Genomic DNA, 23,586 nt, shown 5'->3' on the forward strand with positions numbered 1-23,586 from the left:
CTCCGCTTCCGGCGGAGGCTAGCGGGAAGCGCAGAGTTTTTAACTACCCAAAGGTACGAAAAAGCCCCGGCGGGGTCGGCCGGGGCGCTAGCGCAGTATATTACAAGAGTTACAATGTTTCAGGATAAGTATCGTCAGGGCCTGTAAGGAAATATCTGCCTCCTGTAGTGTTAAAATCATTTATCAAAATTTCTAGTGCTTAGAAAGGAATGTCAATGGCCTCAAAAGTTGCGAAGCTGATTTTTTGTGCATCGTCATGTCGAAATAATTCAACCAGTAAAATTTGCTTTTCATCAATGTACTCATGTAGTTCCCATCCCAAACCGTCTCGAGTCGATACGTCACTAGCAACAGTAGTGTAAAATCTTCTTTTTTCTACAGTAAAAAGCATTCGCCGTAAGTATTATTGGTTAGGTATTTCTACCGCAGCTTCCGCAAATCTACCCGCAGCCCCGGCAGCACGTCCTCGCCCGAGAGCTCGCGCTCAAAGCCTTCCAGCATTTCGTAGCCTTCCTGCCCGGCACGGAAAATATACGTTTTCTCATCATCACACGAGAGCAGCCAGCCTAGCCGGGTGCCATTCTGGCGATATTCTTCCAGCTTGGCTAGCAGCACCTTTAGCGAGTCGGTTTTAGAGCGTAGCTCTACTACGAACTCGGGGCACACGGCCGCAAATTTTTCCTGCTGCACGGGCGTCAGGGCCTGCCAGCGGCTGGCCGAAACCCACGAGGCGTCGGGCGAGCGCACGGCCCCGTTAGGTAGCGTGAAACCGGCGTTGGAGTCGAATATTTCGCCCACTTCTTGATGTTCTTCCCACCAGGCATAGAGTTGACCAAGAAGGCGGGCGTTGCGCTTGCCCGTAAGGGTGTAGGTAGGGGCCATAAGCAGAATATCGTGCGCCGCGTTGCGCTCGATGCGCCACTTGCGGTTCGACTGGCAGAAGTTGAAAAACTCGTCGTCGCTCATGCGGCCCAGGTAGGGGTCGCTGAGCACCAGTGGCTCATCAGCAAAAAGCGGATTCATAGGATAGGTCAATGGTAGTAAGGTAGCAAGTTACAGTAGCGGGCTTGGCAAAACGGAAAGCGCCGCTAGCCCAGAAAAGGAGGCCAACGGCGCTTTGCAAGTCAATTAAGCTGTAGCGGGACCCTAGCGGTGGGGCAACCCAGCCACGCCGGCTTCAGCCACGGTGTGGTCGTCTTCTACGGTGCTGCCCGATACGCCGATGGCGCCCATCACCTGGCCGCCGTCGCCCATGAGCGGAATGCCGCCGGGGAAGGTAATGAGGCCGCCATTAGATACCTCAATATTGAAGAGCGGGCCGCCGGGCTGCGACAGCTTGCCGAGTTCGCCGGTGGGCATATCGAAGAAGCGGGCCGTTTTGGCTTTCTTAATGGAAATGTCGAGCGAGCCCAGCCAGGCATCGTCCATGCGGATGAAGGCGACCAGGTTGGCGCCGGCGTCTACCACGGCGATATTCATTTTGACGCCCATAGCCACGGCTTTTTCGTGCGCGGCCTGCAACACGCCTTGCGCTTGTTTGAGGGTAAGACCCATAAAATTGGATGTGAGCTGGAAAGGTGAGTGCCAAACAACCTGTTCCCAGCCTGTGGCTAGGACAGTACGCAAGCGCGGGGCGGTAGTTGGCTTGGTGCCGGCCTAAGCACCTGGCTAGAATGCTAGGGGTGGAGTCGCGGCTTCTGCGCCAAAGCTATCGGTTCGACTTCGGCCCAAAAAGCGCTATTGCATGGGCTAGTGCATAACAGATTTTGGAGGTGGAAACAGCAGCTCGAACCGGCCACATGCGACCCTGATAAATGGTGGAGGCAGCGGAAGTAAAATGGGCTTCAGGTGGAAAAGGAATGCGGGTGAACTTCCTCCCAGAAATACGCCTTGCCAGTAATTGGCCGTATCTTCGTGCTGCGATAAAACCGCCCTCCGTTGAAGAATATCCGTAATTTTTGCATCATTGCCCACATCGACCACGGCAAAAGCACCCTGGCCGACCGGCTCCTCGAGTTCACGAGCACCGTGGCCAAGCGCGACATGCAGGCCCAGCTGCTCGACAATATGGACCTGGAGCGCGAGCGCGGCATCACCATCAAGAGCCACGCCATCCAGATGCAGTTTCCCTACAAGGGGAGGTGTACACGCTCAACCTGATTGACACGCCCGGCCACGTTGACTTCAGCTACGAGGTGAGCCGCAGCATCGCGGCCTGCGAGGGCGCTCTGCTCATCGTGGATGCCTCGCAAGGTATTGAGGCCCAAACGATTTCCAACCTGTACCTCGCCATCGGGGCCGACCTGGAAATTATTCCGGTACTCAATAAAATCGACCTCCCGCACGCCATGCCGGAGGAGGTGACTGACGAGATTGTGGACCTCATCGGCTGCAAGCCGGAGGATATTATCCACGCCTCGGGCAAGGCCGGTATCGGGATTGAAAACATCCTGAATGCCATCTGCGACCGCATTCCGGCGCCAGTAGGCGACCCAAACGCGCCGCTGCAGGCGCTGATTTTCGACTCGGTGTTCAACTCCTACCGCGGTATTGAGGTCTTGTTCCGCATCAAGAACGGCACCATGCGCAAGGGCGACAAGCTCCGCTTCATGGCCACCGGCAAGGAGTACGGCGCCGATGAAATCGGCGTGCTCAAGCTCAACCAGGAGGCGCGCCAGGAAATGAGCGCCGGCAACGTGGGCTACCTCATCTCGGGCATCAAGGAAGCGCGTGAGGTGAAAGTGGGCGATACGATTACGACCGTGGGCAACCCCACGCCGGAAGCCATCCAGGGCTTTGCCGACGTGAAGCCGATGGTATTCGCCGGCATCTACCCGGTCGATACCACCGAGTACGAAGAGCTGCGCAGCAGCATGGAAAAGCTGCAGCTCAACGACGCCTCGCTGGTGTGGGAGCCCGAAACGTCGGTGGCGCTAGGGTTTGGTTTCCGCTGCGGCTTCCTCGGTATGCTGCACATGGAAATCGTGCAGGAGCGCCTGGAGCGCGAGTTCAACATGACGGTGATTACCACCGTGCCGAGCGTGCAGTTTCACGCCATCGGCACCAAGGACCAGCAGCTCGTCATTAACGCGCCCTCCGAAATGCCGGAGCCGAATTTGATTAAGCTCATCGAAGAACCCTACATTAAAGCGCAGATTATCACCGCCTCGGAGTACGTGGGCCCGATTATCACGCTCTGCATGGAGAAGCGCGGTATCATCAAGGGCCAGTCGTATCTGACCTCGGAGCGCGTGGAAATGAACTTCGAGCTGCCGCTGTCGGAAATCGTATTCGACTTCTTCGACAAGCTCAAAACCATCAGCCGCGGCTACGCCTCGCTCGACTACGAGCTGATTGGCTACCGCGAGTCGGATATGGTGAAGCTCGACGTAATGCTGAATGGCGAGAAGGTAGATGCCCTCTCGGCCATCGTGCACCGCTCGAAAAGCTACGAGTGGGGCCGCCGCCTCTGCGAGAAATTGCGCGAGCTGCTGCCCCGCCAGATGTTCGACATCGCCATCCAGGCCTCTATCGGCCAGAAAATTATCGCCCGCGAAACCGTGAAGGCCCTGCGCAAAAACGTGATTGCCAAGTGCTACGGCGGCGACATCAGCCGCAAGCGCAAGCTGCTCGAAAAGCAGAAGGAAGGCAAGAAGCGGATGCGCTCAGTGGGCTCCGTCGAAATTCCGCAGGAAGCGTTTCTGGCGGTGCTTAAGATTGACTGATGATAAAAAGGCCGGCTTCTGTGAAGGAGCCGGCCTTTTTTGGCGGATAAACTGATACTACTAGGGCTTAGGGTTAAGGCCATAAACATTGGGGCCTTTAGTACCTGCGAAACAGGCCAGAATCAGGTTGTAAAGCGGAATCAGGAAATAAATACCGTATTTACCTACGTCGTGCATTCGTCTCATCCCAACGGCCAGGCCCGGCAAGAGCGTGGCTACTGCGTAGGTTATCACAATGAAATTGGGATGCATTCGAGCTTCGACAGTAGCCAAAATAACTGACACGGTATAATTGAAAAGTAAGAAATTCCAGTACTCAGCCCGGCTAGCTCGCCCCTCGACACTTGCATATTTTCTTAAAACTGTAAAATAGTGCTTCATAGAAAATAAAAAGGCGGCTAATACTAGTGGCCAAGATACTATACCACCTGAAATTCCTGAATGCGTTTAGCAGTTTTTACTTTGCGTGGTTGGCTGGTGCTATTATGCTTACCACTAAGCCTGCTGGAAGTGGCAGCAGGGCAAGCGCCGCCTAAAGCCACTGCCCAAGCCAAAGCCCGGCCGGCCGCGCCCCTGCTGCCCGACTCACTGGCGCGCCGCATCGAAAAAGCTTATTTCACTCTGAGCCGCATCAACGGGGCGGCCCGCCGCGGGGCCGACATGCAGGACCTGAGTGACGACCTGCCGCAGATAGAGGAAAACCTCGAAACTATTAGCCAGAACCTCGACCAGTACGGCAACGTGGTGGACGTGAAGCAGCTCCAGATGTACCGCGTGCTGCTGGCCGATATGCAGGAGCAGCTCGGCGCCTGGCGCACCGACCTGGCCATTAGCAGCCAGCAGCTCGCCACCACTCAGGCGCGGCTCGATACGCTCACCACCCAGCTAGCCCCCACCACGGCCCAGCCCGCCGCTACCCCGGCCATCGCCCGGGCGCTGGCCCGCCTGCGCACCAAGCAAGACCGGGCCACCCAGCTACTGGCTAGCCGCCGCCACACCGTGACGGGCTTCCAGACGCGGGTGTCGGAGAGCTATATCCTGGGCCTGGAACTGCAAGACGTGGTGCGCGAGCAGATGGGCCGCTTCAACCGCCGCAATAGCCAGGCCGAGCTGCCGCCGCTGTGGCAGCCCGGTCGCATCGTGGCCGATGACCAAACGAGTGCCCTGGTGCGCCAGTCGTATGCCGCCCAGCGCTCGCTGGTGGGCTACTACTTTACCGAGCACTGGGACTACTGGGTGTGGATGGTGGTGGTAGCCGGTGGCTTCTTCGGCTGGGTGTTTCGCAATTTTCGCTTTCTGCGCCGGGCGGCGGCCGAGAGTGGCAGCGGTACCGTGCCCGCCGCCACGCTGGTGCTCACCGACCACCGGCTGCACTACCTGCGGCCGGTACCGGTGGCTGCCGCGCTGCTGGTTGTCTTCAGCCTGGCCCCCTTCCTCGACCTCCAGCCCCCCGCTACTTATACCGACTTGTTGCAGGTGCTACTGCTGCTCACGCTCACGGCCCTGGGCTGGCGCAGCTGGCCACGGCCGCTGTTCTGGTACTGGCTAGCCATTGTGGGGGCCTTCTTCGTGCTCAACTTCACCTATGCCCAGCGAGCGCCGGGGCTCGGCGCGCGCTGGGCCATGCTGCTGCTCAATGCGGGCGCGGTGGCGCTGGGCTACCGCTTCGGGCAGTACCTGCGGGCGCACCGGGTGCTAGCGGGCTTTGTGAAGCCGGTGGCGCTGCTCTTCGTGGGCCTGAACGGGCTGGCCCTGCTGGCTAACGCTTACGGGCGCGTGAGCCTGGCCAAGATGTTCACCACCACGGCCATCTTCGGCCTCACCCAGGTGGTGGCGCTGTCGGCCTTCGTGCGCATCGTCACGGAGGCGTTTTATTTGCAAGTGCAGCGCAGCCGGCAGGCGGGCGGCCTCAATGGTCGGCTAGGCTTCGGCAAGATGGAAAGCGGCCTGCGCAAGAGCCTCACCGCCGTAGTGAGTGTGCTCTGGCTGATGCTGTTCACCACCAACCTCAACCTCTATAATCTCTTTTACCGCGTCATTGGCAGCGCGCTCACGGCGCCGCACAAGCTGGGCAGCACCGTTTTCACGCTGGGCAGCGTGCTGCTGTTCGTGGGTATTATCTTCCTTACTATCCAGCTCCAGAAGTACGTGGGCTACTTCTTTGGTGAAACCGACGACGAGTTTAGCGTCGATACCGACCGCAAGGGCTCCTGGATGGTGGCCATCCGCCTAGCCATTCTGGCGGTGGGCATCTTTCTGGCTACGCTGGCTTCGGGCCTGCCGGTCGATAAAATTGCCATTGTGCTCGGCGCCCTGGGCGTGGGTATCGGCCTGGGCTTACAGAATATTATCAACAACCTCGTATCGGGCGTTATTCTCATCTTCGAGCGGCCGTTTCAGGTGGGCGACTACATCGAAGTGAAGGGCCAGACCGGCCGCGTGAAAGACATCGGTATCCGGGCCAGTAAGCTCATCTCGCAGGCCGGCTCCGAAATTATCTTGCCCAATGGCGACCTGCTCTCGAACCACGTCATTAACTGGACGCTCAGCAACAACCACATCCGCACCGAGCTGGCTCTCAACCTGGCCCCCGACATCGACCTCGACGAAGCCCGCCGCCTCATTAGCGAGGAAATCCTCAACAACCCCAATACGCTCCACAAAATCGCCCCTGAAATACTGCTCAACAACGTCGCCACCACCGGCTACGACCTCAAAGCGTTGTTTTGGATAAATAACATTCGCCAGGAAGAAGCCCTCAAGAGCGAGCTGCTGGCCGGCATCTACCACCGCCTCACCCAGGCCGGCATTGCCATGCGCTAGGTGGTAGCGCGAACTTTGTAGTTCGCGGCCCCGCGCCGCTGTGGTCGTTTCAAGTCGCGAATTATAAAGTTCGTGCTACTACCTACTCATTATTTTCTCCATATTCACTCATGCCCGACACCACTCCCCACCTCATCGACGGCAAGCAAACTGCCGAGGACATCAAAGTTGAAATCGCCGCCGAGGTCGAAGCCCTGAAGGCCGCCGGCCGTAAGGTGCCGCACCTCGCCGCCATTCTGGTAGGCCACGACGGGGGCTCCGAAACCTACGTGCGCAACAAGGTGCTGGCCTGCGAGCGCGTAGGCTACGATAGTACCCTGCTGCGCTTCGAGGATGACATTTCCGAGGCCGACCTGCTAGCCCAGGTAGCGGCCCTGAATGAAGATGATGCCATTGACGGCTTCATCGTGCAGCTGCCGTTGCCTAAGCACATTGACCCGGAGAAGGTCATCGAAGCTATCCGGCCCGAGAAGGACGTGGACGGCTTTCACCCCATGAACCTGGGCCGTATGGTGGCCGGGCTGCCCGCGCTGCTGCCCGCCACGCCCTCCGGCATCGTGGAGCTGATGGCCCGCCAGGGCATCAAAACCAGCGGTCAACATTGCGTGGTTATCGGTCGCAGCAACATTGTGGGTACTCCAGTTAGCATCTTGCTAGCCAAGAATTTGGAAACGGCTAATTGCACCGTTACTTTATGTCATTCGCGCACCAAAAACCTGCCCGAGATTGTGCGTCAGGCCGACATCATTGTGGCCGCTATCGGCCGGCCTGAGTTCGTGACGGCCGACATGGTGAAGCCCGGTGCGGTAGTGATTGACGTGGGCACGACCCGCGTGACGGATGCCAATAAGAAGAGCGGCTTCAGCCTGAAGGGCGACGTCAACTTTGCCGAAGTGGCGCCGCTAGCCTCGCGCATCACGCCCGTGCCCGGCGGCGTAGGTCCCATGACCATCGCCATGCTGCTGCTAAACACGCTGCGCGCCGCCAAGGGCACGGTGTATCCAAAGTAGTAGCGCGAACTTTGTAGTTCGTAGCCCAGAACTACCCTAGCGGCGCGGGGCCGCGAACTACAAAGCTCGCGCTACTGTTTTCCTTGCGTAAATTTGAGTGACCGGAGTCCCCGGTCGCGCCTCGGGCGTTGACGTGAGTCGCGCCCGTTTTTTTGTTTGCTTATGTCTACTATATCCGATTTGCTAGCCCCGCTGCCCGTTATTCAATCGTCCGAATCAGGTTCGATTCTTCCTGTAATGGAGCAGTTCTATACTATTCAGGGCGAAGGATTTAACACTGGTCGGGCGGCGTACTTTATTCGTTTGGGCGGCTGCGATGTAGGCTGCGTGTGGTGCGACGTGAAGGCGTCGTGGGATGCCGACGCGCACCCCCGCCAGGCCGTGGCCGACCTGGTGGCGGCGGCTAGCCAGCACCCCGGCCGCCACGTCGTCATCACCGGCGGCGAGCCCTTGATGCACAACTGCGGCCCGCTCACCAGCGCGTTGCAGGCCGCCGGCTTTCAAACCTGGATTGAAACCAGCGGCGCCCACCCGCTCTCGGGCAGCTGGGACTGGCTATGCGTGTCGCCCAAAAAGTTTAAGGCGCCGCTGCCCGAGGTGCTGGCCCGCGCCGATGAGCTGAAAATCATCGTCTTCAACGACAGCGACTTTAAGTGGGCCGAGGAGCACGCCGCCCTGGTGCCCAGCACCACGCGCCTCTACCTGCAGCCCGAGTGGAGCCGCGCCGCCCGCATGACGCCCGCCCTCATCGACTACGTGAAGGCCAACCCGCGCTGGCAGGTGTCGCTGCAGACTCACAAGTACCTCGACATTCCGTAGGCCTAGGTGCGGTACTATGCTGGTAAAAGGTAGGAGATACGGCAAAAAGCCCCGGTTTCGGCACGAAACCGGGGCTTTTTGCCGTTCCAGGCTATACTTTAACTGAACGGTCGCGGCCCCGCGCCGTTTAGTACGCTTGCCGCCCATTGCGCCTGCGGGCCGTTTTCCACCCGGCATTTTTCCATGCTCTCCAAACTTCTGCTCTCTTCCGGCCTGCTGCTTTGGCTGGCCGCCGCGCCCACCCTAGCCCAGCAAGTGCCCGCCAGCATCACCGATAGCAAGGCGCGCAGCCTCTATGAAAAGGCTCAAAACCTGTATTTTAAGGACCGCCAGCCGCAGCAGGCGCTGCTGGTGTGGCAGCAGCTCATCGACAAGTACCCTGATTATGGCGACCCCTACCTGCGCAAGGCCTCGCTGCTCGTGACCCTCGGCGACCATCCCAACGCCTTGCAGGCCTACAAGCTGGGCCTGAGTAAGATGCCCGTCGAGCCGGCGCGCGCCGGCGACTACCTGCTCCTGGGCAAGCTAGCGATGGAAGTGGGCGACTACCCGGCCGTGCGCACGGCGTATACTAACTACCTGGCCACCAACCCTACCAACAAAGCTCAGGTGGCGCAGGCCAAGCTGCAGCTGCAAAACTGCGACTTTGCGGCCGAGGCCATGGCGCACCCCACCGGCCCGGCCCCCGAGCTGCTGCCGGCACCGCTCAACCAGTTCCGCGACCAGTATTTTCCGGTGCTCACGGCCGATAGCAAGTCGCTCATTTTCACGGTGCAGCGCAGCCCTGAGAAGCACTACCAGGAAAATGAGGACGTCTTTATCAGCACCGTGGCGGCCGATGGCACGTTTGGGGTGCCGCAGTCGATTTCGCCCAATATCAACTCGCGCGAGAATGAGGGCACGGCCACCATTTCGGGCGATGGCAACACACTGGTTTTCACTGGCTGCGGCCGGGCCGGCGGCGTGGGCGACTGCGACCTCTACATTTCGCACCGGCGCGGCAGCCAGTGGACGGCCCCGCGCAACCTCGGCCTCCTAGTCAATTCCAAGGCCTGGGACTCGCAGCCCTCGCTCTCGGCCGACGGGCGCACGCTCTACTTTTCGTCGCAGCGCGGCGGTGGACTCGGCGGCTACGACATCTACGTGAGCACCGTGGGCCCCGATGGCACCTGGACGCAGGCGCGCAACGTGGGCGCGCCCATCAACACGCCCGGCGACGACCTGGCGCCGTTCATCCACGCCAGCGGCACCACGCTCTACTACGCCACTAATGGCCTGGTGGGCCTGGGCAGCAGCGACATCTTCCGCTCCGAGCTCGATGCCAAAGGCCAGTGGGGCACTCCCCGCAACCTGGGCTACCCGTTTAACACCTTTGCCAACGAGGCCTCGCTGTTCATTTCTTCCGACAACAAGCGCGCCTACTACACCCGCACCGACCCGCCTAAGCCCGGCGACCCGCCCGGTATGCTGCCCGGCATCCGCATCTACGGCACCGAGGTGCCGGCTAGCGTGCGCGCTCGCGAAACCAGCACCTACACCCAGGGTCGGGTATTCGATGCCGTGACCAAGAAGCCGCTCAACGCGATGGTGCAGCTCTTCGACCTCAATACCAACACGCTCACCCAGCAGGTGTACTCAGATGCTGAGAATGGCGAGTATACGGCCGTGCTCAACGAGGGCCGGGCCTACGCCATGTATGCCAGCGCGCCCGGCTACCTGCTCAAGAGCCTGAACTTTGACTATTCCAACCGGCAGAAATTTGACCCGCTCACGCTCGATATCTACCTCGACCCCGCCAAAAGCGGCCGCAGCGCGGTGTTGAATAACCTGTTTTTCGATTCCAACCAGGCTACGCTTAAGCCGCGCTCGCGCACCGAACTCGACCGCCTCGTCGAGTTCCTCCGCCAAGACCCTAGCCTGCGCGTGGAAGTAGCGGGCCACACCGACAACGTGGGCACGCCCGCCGCCAACCTCAGCCTTTCGCAGCGCCGCGCCCAGGCGGTGCTCAGCTACCTCAGCGCCCACAGCGTACCCGCCAGCCGCCTGCGCGCCCACGGCTACGGTGAAACCAAGCCCGTCGTCGCCAACGATTCAGAGGCGCACCGCGCTCAAAACCGCCGAATTGAACTGCGAGTCCTGTAAAAGCCTGGCTTAAAGCAAAGCTTTAAGTGCATGGGACAGCGAACGAAATCCGCCAATTTTGCTTAAAGCAAGGCTTGAGAAAAGTCAAAATAGTGTAGGACTTTTCAAATAAAGTGTAGTGCCCGCCGAAGTGCGGGCATTTTTTTTAGATTAAGCGCAGCTTTTTTAGTTTAAAATAATATCCAAAAAATGAGTAGGTTACGAGTTTGTTGAAAAATTTATCAATTAAAAAAGTGCTAAAATGACGAGGTTTTATCCTACGCAGAAAATTCGCGTAGGTTTGGGACAGTTCCAAGCTCCGCCGCTATCTGCCGCGATACCCTGGCGCCGTGTACCCGTCATTTTTTCACCCTCAAACTTTTTTACCCATGCACCACCTCATTGTTGCCGCCTGCCTCACGGCTAGCCTTGCGCACGCCCCGGCCGCCCGGAAGCCCGCCGCCAAAAAGCCCAGCGAGGAATACCCCAAGTCGATACAGGTGCGGGCCACCACGCTCACCCAAGCGCTGGCCCACCGCATTCACCTCAACGAGGGCCAGTACCTGCGCATCAAGCGCCTGCACTTGCAATACCTCAATGAGCGCCGCGAGCTGGAAATGTCGCTGGTAGGCGCGCCCGTTGCTGACCGCGATACCCAGCTAGCAGCCGCTCAGCTCAACTACGAGCAGGCCCTCAACGACCTGCTGTACCCGGACCAGCGCGTGGCTTACCAACAGTTGCGGGCTAACATGACGGCCCACCGCCTCTAAGGCGTAATAAATTTCGGTCGCCGCCGATGTAGGCACTGTCTGCGTCGGCGGCCACTGAAACCAACTTATTTCTCATGCGAACATTTGAATACCGGCTGCTGGACACAACTAGTGGGTTTTTCAGCGGCATCGATTATCAGGAGCTAACGAACCGGCTTAACCAGCTAGGTAGCCAAGGCTGGGAAGTCGTGTCGGTGGTTGATACCATTTTCACTCACAACCAGGCGCGGGGCTTGCTCATCACGCTCAAGCGCGAGCTACCAGGGTAGGGCAGGGGCCAAAAAAAGGCAGCCTACCAAATGGCAGACTGACAATTAGGGGTAAGCAAACTAGGGCTAGCCGCTTAGGCGCGCTCGCCGATGCCGACGTAGTCGCGCTCGGTTTCGCCGACGTAAATCTGGCGGGGCGGCCGATGGGCTCTTTATTTTCGCGCATCTCTTTCCACTGGGCAATCCAGCCGGGCAGACGGCCCAGGGCAAACATCACCGTAAACATCTCGGTCGGAATACCCAGCGCCTTGTAGATGATGCCGGAGTAGAAGTCTACGTTCGGGTACAGCTTGCGGTCGATGAAGTACTGGTCGGTGAGGGCGGCCTGCTCCAGCTCCTGCGCTATTTTCAGCAGCGGGCTGTCTTGCATACCGAGTGCCTGCAGCACCTGGTCGGCGGCTACTTTAATGATTTTGGCGCGCGGGTCAAAGTTCTTATACACGCGGTGGCCGAAGCCCATGAGGCGGAACGGGTCGTTCTTGTCCTTGGCCTTGGCGATGAACTTGCTGGTGTCGCCGCCATCCTTTTCGATGGCTTCGAGCATCTCAATCACCTCCTGGTTGGCGCCGCCGTGCAGCGGGCCCCACAGCGCGTTGATGCCCGCCGATACCGAGCCGTAGAGGCTGGCATTGGCCGAGCCCACGAGGCGCACGGTGCTGGTCGAGCAGTTCTGCTCGTGGTCGGCGTGCAGGATGAGCAGCTTATTCAGCGCATTCACTACCACCGGGTTGATTTCATACTTCTCAGTCGGGAAGCTGAACATCATGTACAGAAAATTGGCGCAGTAGTCGAGGTCGTTGCGCGGGTAGTTCAGCGGGTGGCCTACTGAGTTCTTGTACGTCCAGGCGGCGATGGTGCTCATCTTGGCCATGAGGCGCACGATGGTCAGGTCGATATCGGCCGCGCTTTGGTTGGGGTTGAGGCTGTCGGGGTAGAAGCCGGTGAGCGCGCAGGTGAGGCTGCTGAGGATGGCCATGGGGTGCGTGGCGCTGGGGAAGCCGTCGAAAATCTTCCGCATATCCTCGTGCACCAGCGTGTGCTTGGTGATGTGGCCGCTAAAATCTTTTAGCTCGGCCTCGGTGGGCAGCTTGCCATAAATCAGCAGGTAGGCTACTTCCAGGAAGCTCGATTTTTCGGCCAGCTGCTCAATCGGGTAGCCCCGGTAGCGCAAAATGCCTTCCTCACCGTCGAGAAACGTAATGGCGCTTTTGGTAGCGCCGGTGTTTTTGTAGCCCGAATCGAGCGTTACGTAGCCCGTCTGGTCGCGCAGCTTGCCAATGTCAAAGGCCTTTTCGTGCTCGGTGCCCTCAAAGATGGGCAGGCTAATGGACTGGCCGCCCGGTAGGTTAAGTTCAGCAGTTTCTGCCATTGGATGGGTAGGATAGGGGATTGAGGTAGCCGCCTGTTGAAGGCGCGAAGCTACGGCCCACGCGGTAAGTCCGAAAGTTTTTGCTTGGCGCACGCCAGCTGTACTACAACACTAAGCCGGTGCAGGTTTCGCTAAGTATCACAGTTTGGCCCACAAAGCCTGGTGAGAACGTTTGCGCGGATTATCAGGCTAGCTCATTATTTCCCGATGCAGAACTGCGTGAAGATGCTCGTCAGCAGGTCATCGGAGGAAATTTCGCCCGTTATCGACCCGAGCGCAGCCAGGGCGTGGCGCAGGTCGGCGGCCAGCAGCTCGGTGCCCCGGCCCTCGGCTAGCCCTTGCGCCACTGCCCGCAGGTAGCCTAGCGCCTCTTCAAGCGCCCGGGCGTGGCGCACGTTGGTGACGATGGTGGCCGAGCCGGTGTTGGCTAGCCCCGCCCCGCGCACCTGGGCCAGCAAAGCCGCTTGCAGCTCGTCGAGACCTGCGCGCTGGCCGGCCGAAATAATTACTACGGTTTGGTTTTCGCCGGTGAGCGCCCGAAAAGGCGCCAGCTGCGCCGGGCTGGCCAGGTCGCGCTTGTTGCCCACGGCCAGCACGGCCAGCTTGGGCAGCGCGGCCGTCAGTTCCGCGATGTCGGCCTGCACCTCGCCAGGGGTCAGTTCAGTGAGGTCGAAAAGATACAGCAGCAGCGCGGCCTGGCCGATGCGCTCGCGGGTGCGGCGCACGCCGATGGCCTCGACCTCGTCGGCGGGGTTGTTGCGCAGGCCGGCCGTATCCACGAAGCGAAAGCGCAGGCCGTCGATACTCACTTCATCCTCAATAAAATCGCGCGTAGTGCCCGGAATGGCCGATACGATGGCCCGCTCCTCACGCAGCAGCGCGTTGAGTAAGGTCGATTTGCCGGCGTTAGGCCGCCCGGCAATCACGGTGGTGATGCCGTTCTTAATCACGTTGCCCAGCTCAAACGAGCGCAGCAGCCCGCGCACCACGCCCTGCACCTCGGCCAGCAGCCGGGCTAGCCCCGTGCGGTCGGCAAATTCCACGTCTTCCTCCCCAAAATCCAGCTCTAATTCCAGCAGGGCCGCAAACTGCACGAGCTGCGCCCGCAAGCCGCGCAGCTCATCCGAAAAGCCGCCGCGCAGCTGGTTAAGCGCTACCTGGTGGCTCAGGGTTGAGTCGGCCGCAATGAGGTCGGCCACGGCTTCGGCCTGGGCCAGGTCGAGCGCGCCGTTGAGGAAAGCGCGCTTCGTAAATTCGCCAGCCTCAGCCAGCCGGGCACCCTGCCGCAGCAGTGCGGCCAATAGCTGGCGCACGATAAAGTCGGAGCCGTGGCCCGAAATCTCCACTACGTCCTCGCGGGTGTAGGAGCGCGGCCCGCGGTAGAGCGCCACCACTACCTCATCGAGCATCTCGCCGCTGCCCGGCTCGCGCAGCGTGCCGTAGTGCAGGGTATGGCCCGGCTGGCTAGCCAGGTTTTTCTTCGAAAACAGCGATTGGGTAATGCTGACCGCCTCCGGCCCCGACAGGCGCACCACGGCCAGCGCCCCCGCGCCGGGCGGCGTCGAAAGGGCCACGATGGTATCAGAATGAGCGAGCGGCGACATCAGGCAGTAAACAAATTGCGCCCCACTTCGGCCGAGATGACGACCGTGCGCTCGCTGTTGATGCACACTTCCAGCGAGTTATCAAATACAATTTTCTCCAGTACCCGCACCTGGGCGCCCAGCGGCAGGCCCACCTTGTCGAGGTATTGCAGAAAGGGCGCCGAGGTGTTGCGCACGGCCGCTAGGGTGCCGCACTCGCCCACCGCCAGGTCGGTGAGCAGGCGGTGGGCCGGGCGGCGCATGGCGCCGTCTTCGGCCGGAATAGGGTCGCCGTGCGGGTCGAGGGTCGGGAAATTCAGAAAGGCATCGAGCCGGCGCATGAGCAGCGGCGACTGCACGTGCTCCAGCTCCTCGGCCACGTCGTGCACCTCATCCCAGGCAAAGCCGAGCTGCTGCACCAGAAATACCTCCCACAGCCGGTGCTTGCGCACCGTGAGCAGGGCTAGCCGGCGGCCCTCGGGCGTGAGACGCACGCCCCGGTATTTCTCGTATTCAAGCAGTTCCTTCTCCGCCAGGCGGCGCAGCATATCCGTCACCGAGGCGGCGCGGGTGGCCAGCGCCGCCGCAATGCGGTTGGTGCTCACATCCTGCCCCGGTTCGGCCTCGGCCAGCTTGTAGATGGTTTTCAGGTAATTTTCCTCGGTGTGGCTCGGAAATTTTGAATGCTGAGTGTTGGATGTTGAATTAGTCATCCTAAGCTGGCCTGAGTGGTTTTAACGATAGCCGTGAGCATATTGAGGAGCTGTTCAACTCCCTGAATCTCGGCCCGAAGGTCGTGCTGGGTAAGACCACCCTTGGCAATAAGCTTTAACCAATAGCGAGTTTCTCGGGCCTCCTTAAAAGAAATAGCCATTTTAGCGGCAAACTCTCGCTTGGATACGGCCGCATTGGCTTCCGCAATGTTAGCGCCGGTACTCGTGCCACTGCGAAGCAGTTGTTTGGATAATACGTATTCGCGCTCAGCAGCTAGAAGCTTGTAAACTTCGATAATGCGCAGCGCAAAAGCAAAGCTGCGGTCAGCAATCAAATTCTCACTTTTCATCCAAGGCTACGACATAAGCGCAACGAAAAATTATTCAACACTCAACATTCAACACTTACCATTTAATCAGGGCCGAGGCCCAGGTGAAGCCCGAGCCGAATGCGGCCAGGCACACGAGGTCACCGCGCTTGATGCGGCCTTGCTGCACGGCCTCGCTCAGGGCAATCGGAATGCTGGCGGCGGTGGTGTTGCCGTAGCGCTGAATGTTGCTAAAAACTTTGTCGTCGGCTAGCCCCATTTTCTGCTGCACATACTGCGTGATGCGCAGGTTGGCCTGGTGCGGAATGAGCAGGTCGATGTCGGCCGGCTGGTAATTGTTCTGGTCGAGCGCCTCTTTAATAACCTGCGGAAAACGCACCACGGCGTGCTTAAACACGTTCTGGCCGTTCATATACGGGTACATATCCTGCTCATTGGCAATGGCATAGTCCACGCGGCCCTCGCGGTTCGAGCCGGGCTCCTTCACAATCAGCTCTTCGGCAAACTCGCCCTGCGCGTGCAGGTGCGTGCTCAGGATGCCATTGCCCTCGGTGCGGGCGGGGCATAGCACCACGGCGCCTGCGCCATCGCCGAAAATGACCGACACGGCCCGGCCGCGCGTGCTTTTGTCGAGGCCCGAGGAGTGAATTTCGGAGCCCACTACGAGCACTGTATCGTACATGCCGGTGCGCACAAACTGGTCGGCCACCGACAGCCCGTAGATAAAGCCCGAGCACTGGTTGCGCACGTCGAGGGCCGGCACGTTGCCCGTCATACCCAGCTCGCGCTGCATTAGCACGCCCGAGCCGGGGAAGAAGTAATCGGGTGAGAGCGTGGCAAATACGATAAGCTGCACGTCATCGACTGAGAGGCCGGCCTGGGCCAGGGCGCGGCGGGCCGCCTCGGCGCCCATGCCGGCGGTGGTGTCCTTGCCTTCCTCAAACCAGCGCCGCTCCTGGATGCCGGTGCGCTCCTGAATCCAGGCATCGGTGGTTTCCATGAGCTGTTCAAGGTCGGCGTTTTTAACAACGCGGTCGGGGACGTAGTGGCCTACGCCGGCAATTTCGGCGTGGCGCAGCGTGGTGGGAGAAGCCATTGGGGAAAGAAGCGTAAGAGTGGGTGGGAAGCGCAACGGTACGAATATCAACCAGGTACCGGCCTGCAAGTAAGAGAAAATTACCCGAACGGTGCCGACCGCTTAACAGCCAGCACCCACCCGGCTACGCGAAAGGGGCCGCAAAGGTCGGGCCTAGCCCGAGGCTTTCCAGCAAATGCCGCAATTTTTTGCCTTCGCTAGCCCACAGTACCGTCTCGGTGGGCACGCCGGCCGGGTAAAAATGCGTCGCAGGCAGGGCGGCGGCCACGGCCGCCGCCGCTTGGTCGGGGGCTGCAAAATCGACCCTGAGGCCCGCTCTGAACTCCTGCACTAGGCTAGTCCACAAGGGATTATCAGGCACCAGCATAGGCAAGCCGTGGGCGAGGTACTCAAAGAGCTTGGTGGGCCGGCAGCGCTCGGTGCTGGCATGGGGCCGGTAGGGTAGCAGCCCCAGGTGAGCCTGGCTCATCGCGGCCACGATGCGCGCGTGGGGCACCAGCGCGGCCCCGCCTTCCAGCGTAATAAACAAGCTGCCGCTAGCCGTCAGCTGCTTAATCAGTAGCTGCAACTGGCTTAATAGTTCGGGTTGCTGGCAAAAGCCGATAATGGTCAGCTCCGCCCCGCCGGGCCAAGTTTTCCTTAAGCTACCAGCCAGCGCGATAGCTTCGCGCACGCCATTCAGCTCGGAGATAGTGCCGGAAAACAGCAGCCGAATGGGCTCGGTGGGCGCCGGCCGCGGGCGCGGAGTGCGGGGCAATTGCTCACCGGGGGCCGGCTGATACTTGTTTTCGAGCACCAGCACGCGGCTAGCCGGCAATCGCTGCAAAAAAGGCAGCTCGGCCGCGTAGCTGGCTTCGGCCAGGGTGAGCGCGGCGGCGCGGCGGGCGGCCCGCCCCTCTACCCAGCGCAGGCCCGCCGCCAGCGCCCGCCGCGCCAGGCCCCGGTACACGCCCTGCGTCGATACATTGAGCGCGTAGTTTTCCCGGATGTCGTAGATAAACGGCCGGCCCGGCGCCAGCGCTTGCCACAGCAGCGTGAGGGGCAGCAGCTCGGGTGCGTGCACCACCACCAGCCGGGGCCGCAGCTGCCGTAGCAGGCGCCAGTAGCGCACCTGGGCCCCTAGCCGCCCCAGGCTCAGGCGGGTGCCCCAGAAAACGGGATGCTGGCTAATGCTGGTTTCGGATGGGCTAGCCGCACTGGCTCGCCCGGCTACGGCTACCCGCGCCCCGGCCCCGGCCAGGGTATGGGCAAATTTGCCCAGCATCCGGGGGTCGTTGGTGGGCTTTAGGACGGAGGCGAGCAGAATCAAAGTCAGAAAAAATCGGCTAGCCTGCCGCAAAGCCGGTAAAGACGGATAGCCTAATCTAGGCTCAAAGATGGTAGTTTTGCCTTGATTCTACCTTCTATTCTGCTTTTCGCATGCATACCGAAACCCACCACAGCCCCGTACTCGACCGCTTTGCCGCTCAGCAGGCCATTGAAGCAGCCTGGACCGACCGCACGCTGCTCGACCAGGCCGAAACCAAAACTGCCATTGAGCACGTCATCGAAGACCTCGACAAAGGCCACCTGCGCGTGGCCGAGCCGCCCACCGAGGAAGGCGGCGAGTGGAAAATCAACGAGTGGGTAAAAAAGGCGGTTATCCTCTACTTCCCGCTGCGCCAGATGCACACCCAGGAAGTCGGCCCCTTCGAGTACCACGATAAAATGGCCCTCAAAACCGACTACGCCGCCCAGAAAGTGCGCGTGGTGCCGCCCGCCGTGGCCCGCTACGGCGCCTACCTGGCCCCCGGCGTGGTGCTCATGCCGAGCTATACCAACATCGGCGCCCACGTGGGCGAGGGCACGATGGTCGACACCTGGGCCACCGTGGGCTCGTGCGCCCAGGTGGGCAAGCACGTGCACCTGAGCGGCGGCGTGGGGCTAGGCGGTGTGCTGGAGCCCGTGCAGGCGGCCCCCGTTATTATCGAAGACGGCGCTTTCATTGGCTCGCGCAGCATTTTGGTCGAAGGCTGCCGCATCGGCAAAGAGGCCGTGATTGGCGCGGGCGTCACCATCACCGGCAGCACCAAAATAATCGACGTGACTGGCCCTGAGCCCAAGGAATACCGCGGCTACGTGCCGCCGCGCTCGGTGGTCATTCCGGGCTCTATTTCCAAGCAGTTCCCGGCCGGTGAGTATCAGGTGCCCTGCGCCCTCATTATCGGCCAGCGCAAGCCCAGCACCGATTTAAAGACGAGCCTGAATGACGCGCTGCGTGATTTTGGGGTGAGTGTATAAATCGGCGCATTAAAGAGTTATTTTCAAGAAGCAATAATTAATAAAAAAAGCCCGCTAATCAGTGGGCTTTTTTTATTCACAGGTACTAAATAACAATTACGCCGCCACCGACTTCAATTTTTCCCCAAACAATGCCTTCACCTTGTCCACTTTGGGCTTGGCCACAAATTGGCAGTAGGGTTCGTGGCCGTGCTGGTTGTAGTAATTCTGGTGGTAATTCTCGGCCACGTAAAACTCGGGCGCGGCCGTGATTTCCGTCACCACGGGGTTGGGGAAGGCGTGCTTGTCGTTCAGCGTTTTCTTCCACTGCTCGGCCAGCCGGTGCTGCTCCTCGTTGTGGTAGTAGATAACCGAGCGATACTGCGTGCCCGTGTCGGCGCCCTGGCGGTTGAGGGTAGTGGGGTCGTGGGTTTTGAAGAAGATTTCGAGCAACTCCTCGTAACTGATGATGGCCGGGTCGAAGGTGATGTCAATTACCTCGGCGTGACCGGTCATGCCGCTGCATACTTCCTTATAAGTGGGGTTTTTGTTGCGGCCCCCGGCGTAGCCGGACACCACTTTCTCAACCCCTTTGAGATTCTGAAAAACGGCCTCGACGCACCAAAAGCAGCCGGCCCCAAACAATGCATGTTCCATAAATAAGTAGCGCTTAGCGCAGGATTGCGCCGAATTTTTGAATAAAACCGGCTAGTGGCCGGCGTATAGATTCAACGTAATTCGACGCAATACCGTTCGGCTAAAGCGGGCGCTACTTGCGGAAGCGGCTAGCCACTACTAGCTCTTTCGAGCCAGCGGTATACTGGTAGAATCCTTCGCCCGATTTGACCCCTAGCCGGCCGGCCATTACCATGTTCACCAGCAGCGGGCAGGGCGCGTATTTGGGGTTGCCAAGGCCTTCGTGCAGCACTCGCAAGATGGCCAGACATACATCGAGACCGATGAAGTCGGCTAGCTGCAGCGGGCCCATGGGATGCGCCATGCCGAGCTTCATCACGGTGTCGATTTCTTCTACGCCGGCCACGCCTTCGAAGAGACTGATAATGGCCTCGTTAATCATAGGCATCAGGATGCGGTTGGCCACGAAGCCGGGGTAGTCGTTCACCTCGGTCGGCGTTTTGCCGAGCTGGCGCGACAGGTCCATCACGCGCTGCGTCACTGCATCGGAAGTGGCGTAGCCGCGAATTACTTCCACGAGCTTCATCACCGGCACCGGGTTCATAAAGTGCATGCCGATAACCTGCGCTGGCCGCTTGGTGACGGCCGCGATTTTAGTAATCGAAATCGAGGACGTGTTGCTGGCCAGGATGGCGCCGGCCGGCGCGTGCTGGTCGAGGTCGCGGAAAATCTGGAGCTTGAGGTCCACATTTTCGGTGGCGGCTTCAACCACTAGCTCGGCGCCGGCTACCCCCTCGGCCAGGCTCGTGAAGGTGCGCAGGCGGCCTAGCGCAGCGGCTTTGTCATCTTCGCTAAGGGTGGCCTTAGCCACCTGGCGGTCGAGGTTTTTAGTGATAGTAGCCACGCCCCGGTCGAGGGCGGGCTGGTTAATATCAATCAGGGCTACGGCAAAGCCGTGCTGGGCAAAAACGTGGGCAATGCCATTGCCCATCGTGCCCGAGCCAATAACGGCAACGTTCATCGGGTGGGAAGAAAAGAAATAAGTAAAGGCGACTGCTGCGGGCCGCTACCGCGAAACAAAGCTACTGGCTAACGTCCGTTAGGCTAGCCCGACAAAAAAAATGTACACAACTTCATCCTTTTCCCAGCCGCGCCGTACAAACCTCCGCAAGCCTACTAAACCTGGCGGGCAGTACCTTCTCACCTTCATTCTTTCCTCTTTTTCACTCATGGGCAACCTGCTGTATATCATCGCCGTCATTCTCATCATCATCTGGGCACTCGGTTTCTTTGGTGTGCTGGGCACTGGCCTGGCCGGCAATAATCTGATTCACATTCTGCTGGTAATTGCTATTATTGCCATTCTACTGCGCGTTATCAGCGGCCGCAACCCCGTATAAGTAGGGTCGCCGTTTTCACATAAAAAAGCCCTCCCTGCAGTTGCAGGGAGGGCTTTTTGTGCGTCTGAAATAGAGCCTAATGGCCAATATTAAACAGGAAATTAAAGCGAATGACCGGGTTAGGGTAAATACTATTGTAGTTATCCTGAAAATTATAGAGCAGCACAATATCGGCCGCCACGCGGTTGCTGATTTGCGAGCGATAGCCCACGCCAGCCAAGGGTGTTTGCACTTGGCGCGTCACAATACCCACGTAATGATTGTACTGGTCGAGAGCTAAAAACTGCGCCTTGGTCGATTCGTATTCGGCGTGGATAAAAAACTGGTCGATAACCCGGAGCTGCGCAAATACCTTGGCCCCGAAGCTGCTGGTGCTTACGCTGCTGCTCGTCCCATTGCCGTTATTCTGGCCGTAGTAGTTGTAGGCGTAGCTGATGCCCGGCCCAATAGCAAACCGGTCGTTGACGCGATAGCCGATGGCCGGCGAAACACTGAAGTTGAAGTTGCTCAGCCCATAGTACGAGCTGTAGCCCAGGCCGATACCCGAGTAAATAAACAACTTGGTATATTGCTCGGCGTGCTGCTGCGCAGCTTTGCGCTCCTGTTCGCGGCCGGGTAGCTCCAGGCCCGACGGGCTATCCGGGCTAGGGGCCGGCAGCGCCCCGGCCGGCGCGGGCGCCGGCGTTTGGCCCGGCGTGTACACCGGAATGGTGGGCGCTACGTTGGTCGTGTCAACGGCGGGGCGAGGGGCGGGGCGAACCGGGGCGGGCGCCGCACCGGGAGGCGCGGTATTGAGCACCGGCTTTTCTTGGGCAAAGCTGCGGCTGGGGGCTAGCCAAGCCGCCGCACCCAATAAAAAAGGAAGAAGCAGACGTTTCATGAACGGAAATTAGCGGGAAGGCAAAAGGATATAATGAAGAAGCCCGGTTTACTAGACCAAACCCCGAACTACGTCTGCTTAATTCCTGATTTTAAGCCAGCTGATACATTTTTTGGCGCTGGGCTTTCAGGGTTTCGTCGGCCAGGTATTCCTCGTAGTTCATGCGCCGGTCGATAATGCCCTCGGGCGTTAGCTCGATGATGCGGTTGGCCACCGTTTCGATAAACTGCAAGTCGTGCGAGGCAAAGATGAGCGAGCCGGTAAAGTCCTTCAGCCCATTGTTGAGGGCCTGAATGCTTTCCAGGTCAAGGTGGTTCGTGGGGTCGTCGAGCACCAGCACGTTGCCGCTTTCGAGCATCATTTTCGAGAGCATGCAGCGCACTTTCTCACCGCCGCTCAGCACGTTAGGCTTTTTCTGGCTCTCTTCGCCCGAGAACAGCATCCGGCCCAGCCAGCCGCGCACAAAGCTCTCGTCTTTCTCCACCGAGTACTGGCGAAGCCAGTCCACAAGGTTCATATTATCAGCCTGGAAGAAGGCGCTGTTTTCCTTGGGGAAGTAGCTGGGAGTGATGGTGGTGCCCCATTTGTAATCGCCCCTATCCGCCTTGGCTTCGCCAAAAATGATGTCGAATAGCAGAGAAGCGGCGCGGTCGTCGCGGCCCACGATGGCCACTTTGTCGCCCTTGTCGAGCGTAAACGATACGTTCTTGAGCACCGAGTGGTCATCTACGCTTTTGCTTATGCCTTCCACGCTCAGCAGCTGGTTGCCCGCCTCGCGCTCGGGCTTGAAGGCGATGTAGGGGTAGCGGCGCGACGAAGGTCTAATTTCTTCTAAGGTAAGCTTTTGCAGCAGCTTCTGGCGGCTGGTAGCCTGCTTCGACTTCGAGGCGTTGGCCGAGAAGCGGCGCACAAACTCTTCGAGCTCCTTGCGCTTGTCCTCGGTCTTTTTGTTTACTTCCTGGCGCTGGCGCAGGGCCAGCTGGCTGCTCTCGTACCAGAACGAGTAGTTGCCGGGATACATCGTGATTTTCGAGAAGTCCAAATCGGCCATGTAGTTGCACACCGCGTCGAGGAAGTGGCGGTCGTGGCTCACCACAATCACCGTGTTCTCGAAGCTGTCGAGGAAGTTTTCGAGCCAGAGCACGCTCTCGGCGTCGAGGTTGTTGGTCGGCTCGTCGAGCAGCAGCACGTCGGGGTTGCCAAACAGCGCCTGGGCCAGCAGCACGCGCACCTTTTCGCTAGCCCCCAGGTCGGCCATCAGCGCGGCGTGCTTGTCTTCGGTAATACCCAAGCCGCTCAGCAGTTCAGCCGCCTGATATTCGGCATCCCAGCCACTCATGTCGGCAAATTCGCCTTCCAGCACCCCTAGCCGCTCGCCATCGGCGTCGGTAGCGGTGCCCACGTCGTACTTGGCGTAGAGCGCGTCCTTCTCCCGCATCACGGCGGCCAGCTTCTGGTGGCCCTGAATGACGGTAGCCAGCACCTGCTGGTCGTCGTAGGCAAACTGGTTCTGCTTAAGCACGGCCAGGCGCTGGCCCGCGGGCATCTCTACCGAGCCGGTGTTGGGCTCAATCTCACCCGATAAAATCTTCAAAAAGGTGGATTTGCCGGCACCATTAGCCCCAATGAGGCCATACACGTTGCCGGGCAAAAACTTCACCGTTACGTCTTCAAACAGCACCCGCTTGCCGTAGCGCAAGCTTACGTTGGTCGTAGAAATCATCTAAGCCAGGAATAAAAAACCGAAAAACTGTGCAAAAATACGCCGCCGCCCGGCCTTGCCC

General features: G+C 59.6%; 20 protein-coding genes and 2 pseudogenes. 9 read left to right on the plus strand and 13 right to left on the minus strand.

The features are described from left to right. Nucleotides 1-420 precede the first annotated feature (420 nt). Both GKZ68_RS04865 and GKZ68_RS04870 read right to left on the minus strand, forming a co-directional pair. On the minus strand, nt 421-1,023 hold the full coding sequence (locus GKZ68_RS04865) for a Uma2 family endonuclease (protein WP_254244170.1): 603 nt from the start codon (nt 1,021-1,023) through the stop codon (nt 421-423). Nucleotides 1,024-1,146: 123 nt separating this feature from the next. Further along, nucleotides 1,147-1,554 carry a heme-binding protein gene (locus tag GKZ68_RS04870; protein WP_173111354.1) on the minus strand — a complete coding sequence of 136 codons (408 nt, stop codon included), beginning with the start codon at nt 1,552-1,554 and terminating at the stop codon, nt 1,147-1,149. Between the two features lie 384 nt (nt 1,555-1,938). On the opposite strand from GKZ68_RS04870, the pseudogene lepA reads away from it, so the two are divergent. Next, nucleotides 1,939-3,725: pseudogene (lepA, locus tag GKZ68_RS04875) on the plus strand (translation elongation factor 4). 60 nt (nt 3,726-3,785) lie between these two features. Here lepA and GKZ68_RS04880 read toward each other — a convergent pair. Then, nucleotides 3,786-4,106, minus strand: a complete 321-nt coding sequence (locus tag GKZ68_RS04880) for a DUF805 domain-containing protein (RefSeq protein WP_173111357.1) — start codon at nt 4,104-4,106, stop codon at nt 3,786-3,788. Between the two features lie 96 nt (nt 4,107-4,202). On the opposite strand from GKZ68_RS04880, the gene GKZ68_RS04885 reads away from it, so the two are divergent. From GKZ68_RS04885 to GKZ68_RS04910, 6 genes are all read left to right on the plus strand, one after another. Beyond that, nucleotides 4,203-6,548, plus strand: coding sequence for a mechanosensitive ion channel domain-containing protein (locus tag GKZ68_RS04885; RefSeq protein ID WP_173111360.1), 2,346 nt, complete (start codon nt 4,203-4,205; stop codon nt 6,546-6,548). Nucleotides 6,549-6,658: 110 nt separating this feature from the next. Beyond that, complete coding sequence (locus tag GKZ68_RS04890; RefSeq protein WP_173111362.1) at nt 6,659-7,558, plus strand: bifunctional 5,10-methylenetetrahydrofolate dehydrogenase/5,10-methenyltetrahydrofolate cyclohydrolase; 900 nt, start codon at nt 6,659-6,661, stop codon at nt 7,556-7,558. A gap of 237 nt (nt 7,559-7,795) precedes the next feature. Continuing rightward, a complete protein-coding gene (locus tag GKZ68_RS04895) occupies nt 7,796-8,377 on the plus strand; it encodes a 7-carboxy-7-deazaguanine synthase QueE (RefSeq protein WP_173118175.1) in 582 nt (193 codons plus the stop codon). 183 nt (nt 8,378-8,560) lie between these two features. Then, nucleotides 8,561-10,519 (plus strand): OmpA family protein, encoded by a 1,959-nt coding sequence (locus tag GKZ68_RS04900; RefSeq protein WP_173111365.1) that lies wholly within the window; start codon nt 8,561-8,563, stop codon nt 10,517-10,519. A gap of 368 nt (nt 10,520-10,887) precedes the next feature. Continuing rightward, the gene (locus GKZ68_RS04905; RefSeq protein ID WP_173111368.1) at nt 10,888-11,268 is read left to right on the plus strand and encodes a hypothetical protein; all 381 of its coding nucleotides are present in this window, start codon (nt 10,888-10,890) and stop codon (nt 11,266-11,268) included. Between the two features lie 74 nt (nt 11,269-11,342). Beyond that, nucleotides 11,343-11,537 carry a DUF4177 domain-containing protein gene (locus GKZ68_RS04910; RefSeq protein WP_173111370.1) on the plus strand — a complete coding sequence of 65 codons (195 nt, stop codon included), beginning with the start codon at nt 11,343-11,345 and terminating at the stop codon, nt 11,535-11,537. 74 nt (nt 11,538-11,611) lie between these two features. On the opposite strand, the pseudogene GKZ68_RS04915 reads toward GKZ68_RS04910, so the two are convergent. The 6 genes and pseudogenes from GKZ68_RS04915 to GKZ68_RS04940 all read right to left on the minus strand — a co-directional run bounded on the left by GKZ68_RS04915 (nt 11,612) and on the right by GKZ68_RS04940 (nt 17,936). Beyond that, nucleotides 11,612-12,906 (minus strand): annotated as a pseudogene (locus GKZ68_RS04915) (citrate synthase). 197 nt (nt 12,907-13,103) lie between these two features. Further along, on the minus strand, nt 13,104-14,510 hold the full coding sequence (gene mnmE / locus GKZ68_RS04920) for a tRNA uridine-5-carboxymethylaminomethyl(34) synthesis GTPase MnmE (RefSeq protein WP_173111376.1): 1,407 nt from the start codon (nt 14,508-14,510) through the stop codon (nt 13,104-13,106). Continuing rightward, nucleotides 14,510-15,202 (minus strand): metal-dependent transcriptional regulator, encoded by a 693-nt coding sequence (locus GKZ68_RS04925; RefSeq protein WP_173111379.1) that lies wholly within the window; start codon nt 15,200-15,202, stop codon nt 14,510-14,512. The genes mnmE and GKZ68_RS04925 overlap by 1 nt, the downstream gene beginning before the upstream one ends. Then, complete coding sequence (locus tag GKZ68_RS04930; RefSeq protein ID WP_173111382.1) at nt 15,199-15,552, minus strand: four helix bundle protein; 354 nt, start codon at nt 15,550-15,552, stop codon at nt 15,199-15,201. Before GKZ68_RS04930 ends, GKZ68_RS04925 begins: the two co-directional genes overlap by 4 nt. A gap of 55 nt (nt 15,553-15,607) precedes the next feature. Then, nucleotides 15,608-16,627, minus strand: a complete 1,020-nt coding sequence (locus GKZ68_RS04935; protein WP_173111385.1) for a 3-oxoacyl-ACP synthase III family protein — start codon at nt 16,625-16,627, stop codon at nt 15,608-15,610. Between the two features lie 124 nt (nt 16,628-16,751). Next, nucleotides 16,752-17,936: a glycosyltransferase gene (locus GKZ68_RS04940; protein WP_173111389.1), complete on the minus strand. Its 1,185-nt coding sequence runs from the start codon at nt 17,934-17,936 to the stop codon at nt 16,752-16,754. A 110-nt stretch (nt 17,937-18,046) separates the two neighbouring features. Here GKZ68_RS04940 and GKZ68_RS04945 point away from each other — a divergent pair, with 110 nt between their 5' ends. After that, nucleotides 18,047-18,907, plus strand: a complete 861-nt coding sequence (locus GKZ68_RS04945; RefSeq protein WP_173111392.1) for a 2,3,4,5-tetrahydropyridine-2,6-dicarboxylate N-succinyltransferase — start codon at nt 18,047-18,049, stop codon at nt 18,905-18,907. A 96-nt stretch (nt 18,908-19,003) separates the two neighbouring features. Here the strand turns inward: GKZ68_RS04945 and msrA are convergent, their stop codons facing one another. Together msrA and GKZ68_RS04955 are read right to left on the minus strand one after the other, a co-directional pair. After that, nucleotides 19,004-19,543, minus strand: a complete 540-nt coding sequence (gene msrA, locus GKZ68_RS04950) for a peptide-methionine (S)-S-oxide reductase MsrA (RefSeq protein ID WP_173111394.1) — start codon at nt 19,541-19,543, stop codon at nt 19,004-19,006. 112 nt (nt 19,544-19,655) lie between these two features. After that, complete coding sequence (locus GKZ68_RS04955) at nt 19,656-20,543, minus strand: 3-hydroxybutyryl-CoA dehydrogenase (RefSeq protein ID WP_173111397.1); 888 nt, start codon at nt 20,541-20,543, stop codon at nt 19,656-19,658. A 208-nt stretch (nt 20,544-20,751) separates the two neighbouring features. Between GKZ68_RS04955 and GKZ68_RS04960 the strand changes: the two genes are divergently transcribed. Further along, nucleotides 20,752-20,922: a lmo0937 family membrane protein gene (locus GKZ68_RS04960; RefSeq protein ID WP_173111400.1), complete on the plus strand. Its 171-nt coding sequence runs from the start codon at nt 20,752-20,754 to the stop codon at nt 20,920-20,922. A 76-nt stretch (nt 20,923-20,998) separates the two neighbouring features. On the opposite strand, the gene GKZ68_RS04965 is transcribed toward GKZ68_RS04960, so the two are convergent. Beyond that, entirely contained in the window at nt 20,999-21,802 is an 804-nt protein-coding gene (locus GKZ68_RS04965; protein ID WP_173111403.1) for a hypothetical protein, read from the minus strand. A 91-nt stretch (nt 21,803-21,893) separates the two neighbouring features. After that, nucleotides 21,894-23,525, minus strand: coding sequence for an ABC-F family ATP-binding cassette domain-containing protein (locus GKZ68_RS04970; RefSeq protein WP_173111406.1), 1,632 nt, complete (start codon nt 23,523-23,525; stop codon nt 21,894-21,896). Between the last annotated feature and the right edge of the window lie 61 nt (nt 23,526-23,586).

The organism is Hymenobacter sp. BRD128 (genome assembly GCF_013256625.1).
Classification (GTDB): Bacteria; Bacteroidota; Bacteroidia; order Cytophagales; family Hymenobacteraceae; genus Hymenobacter.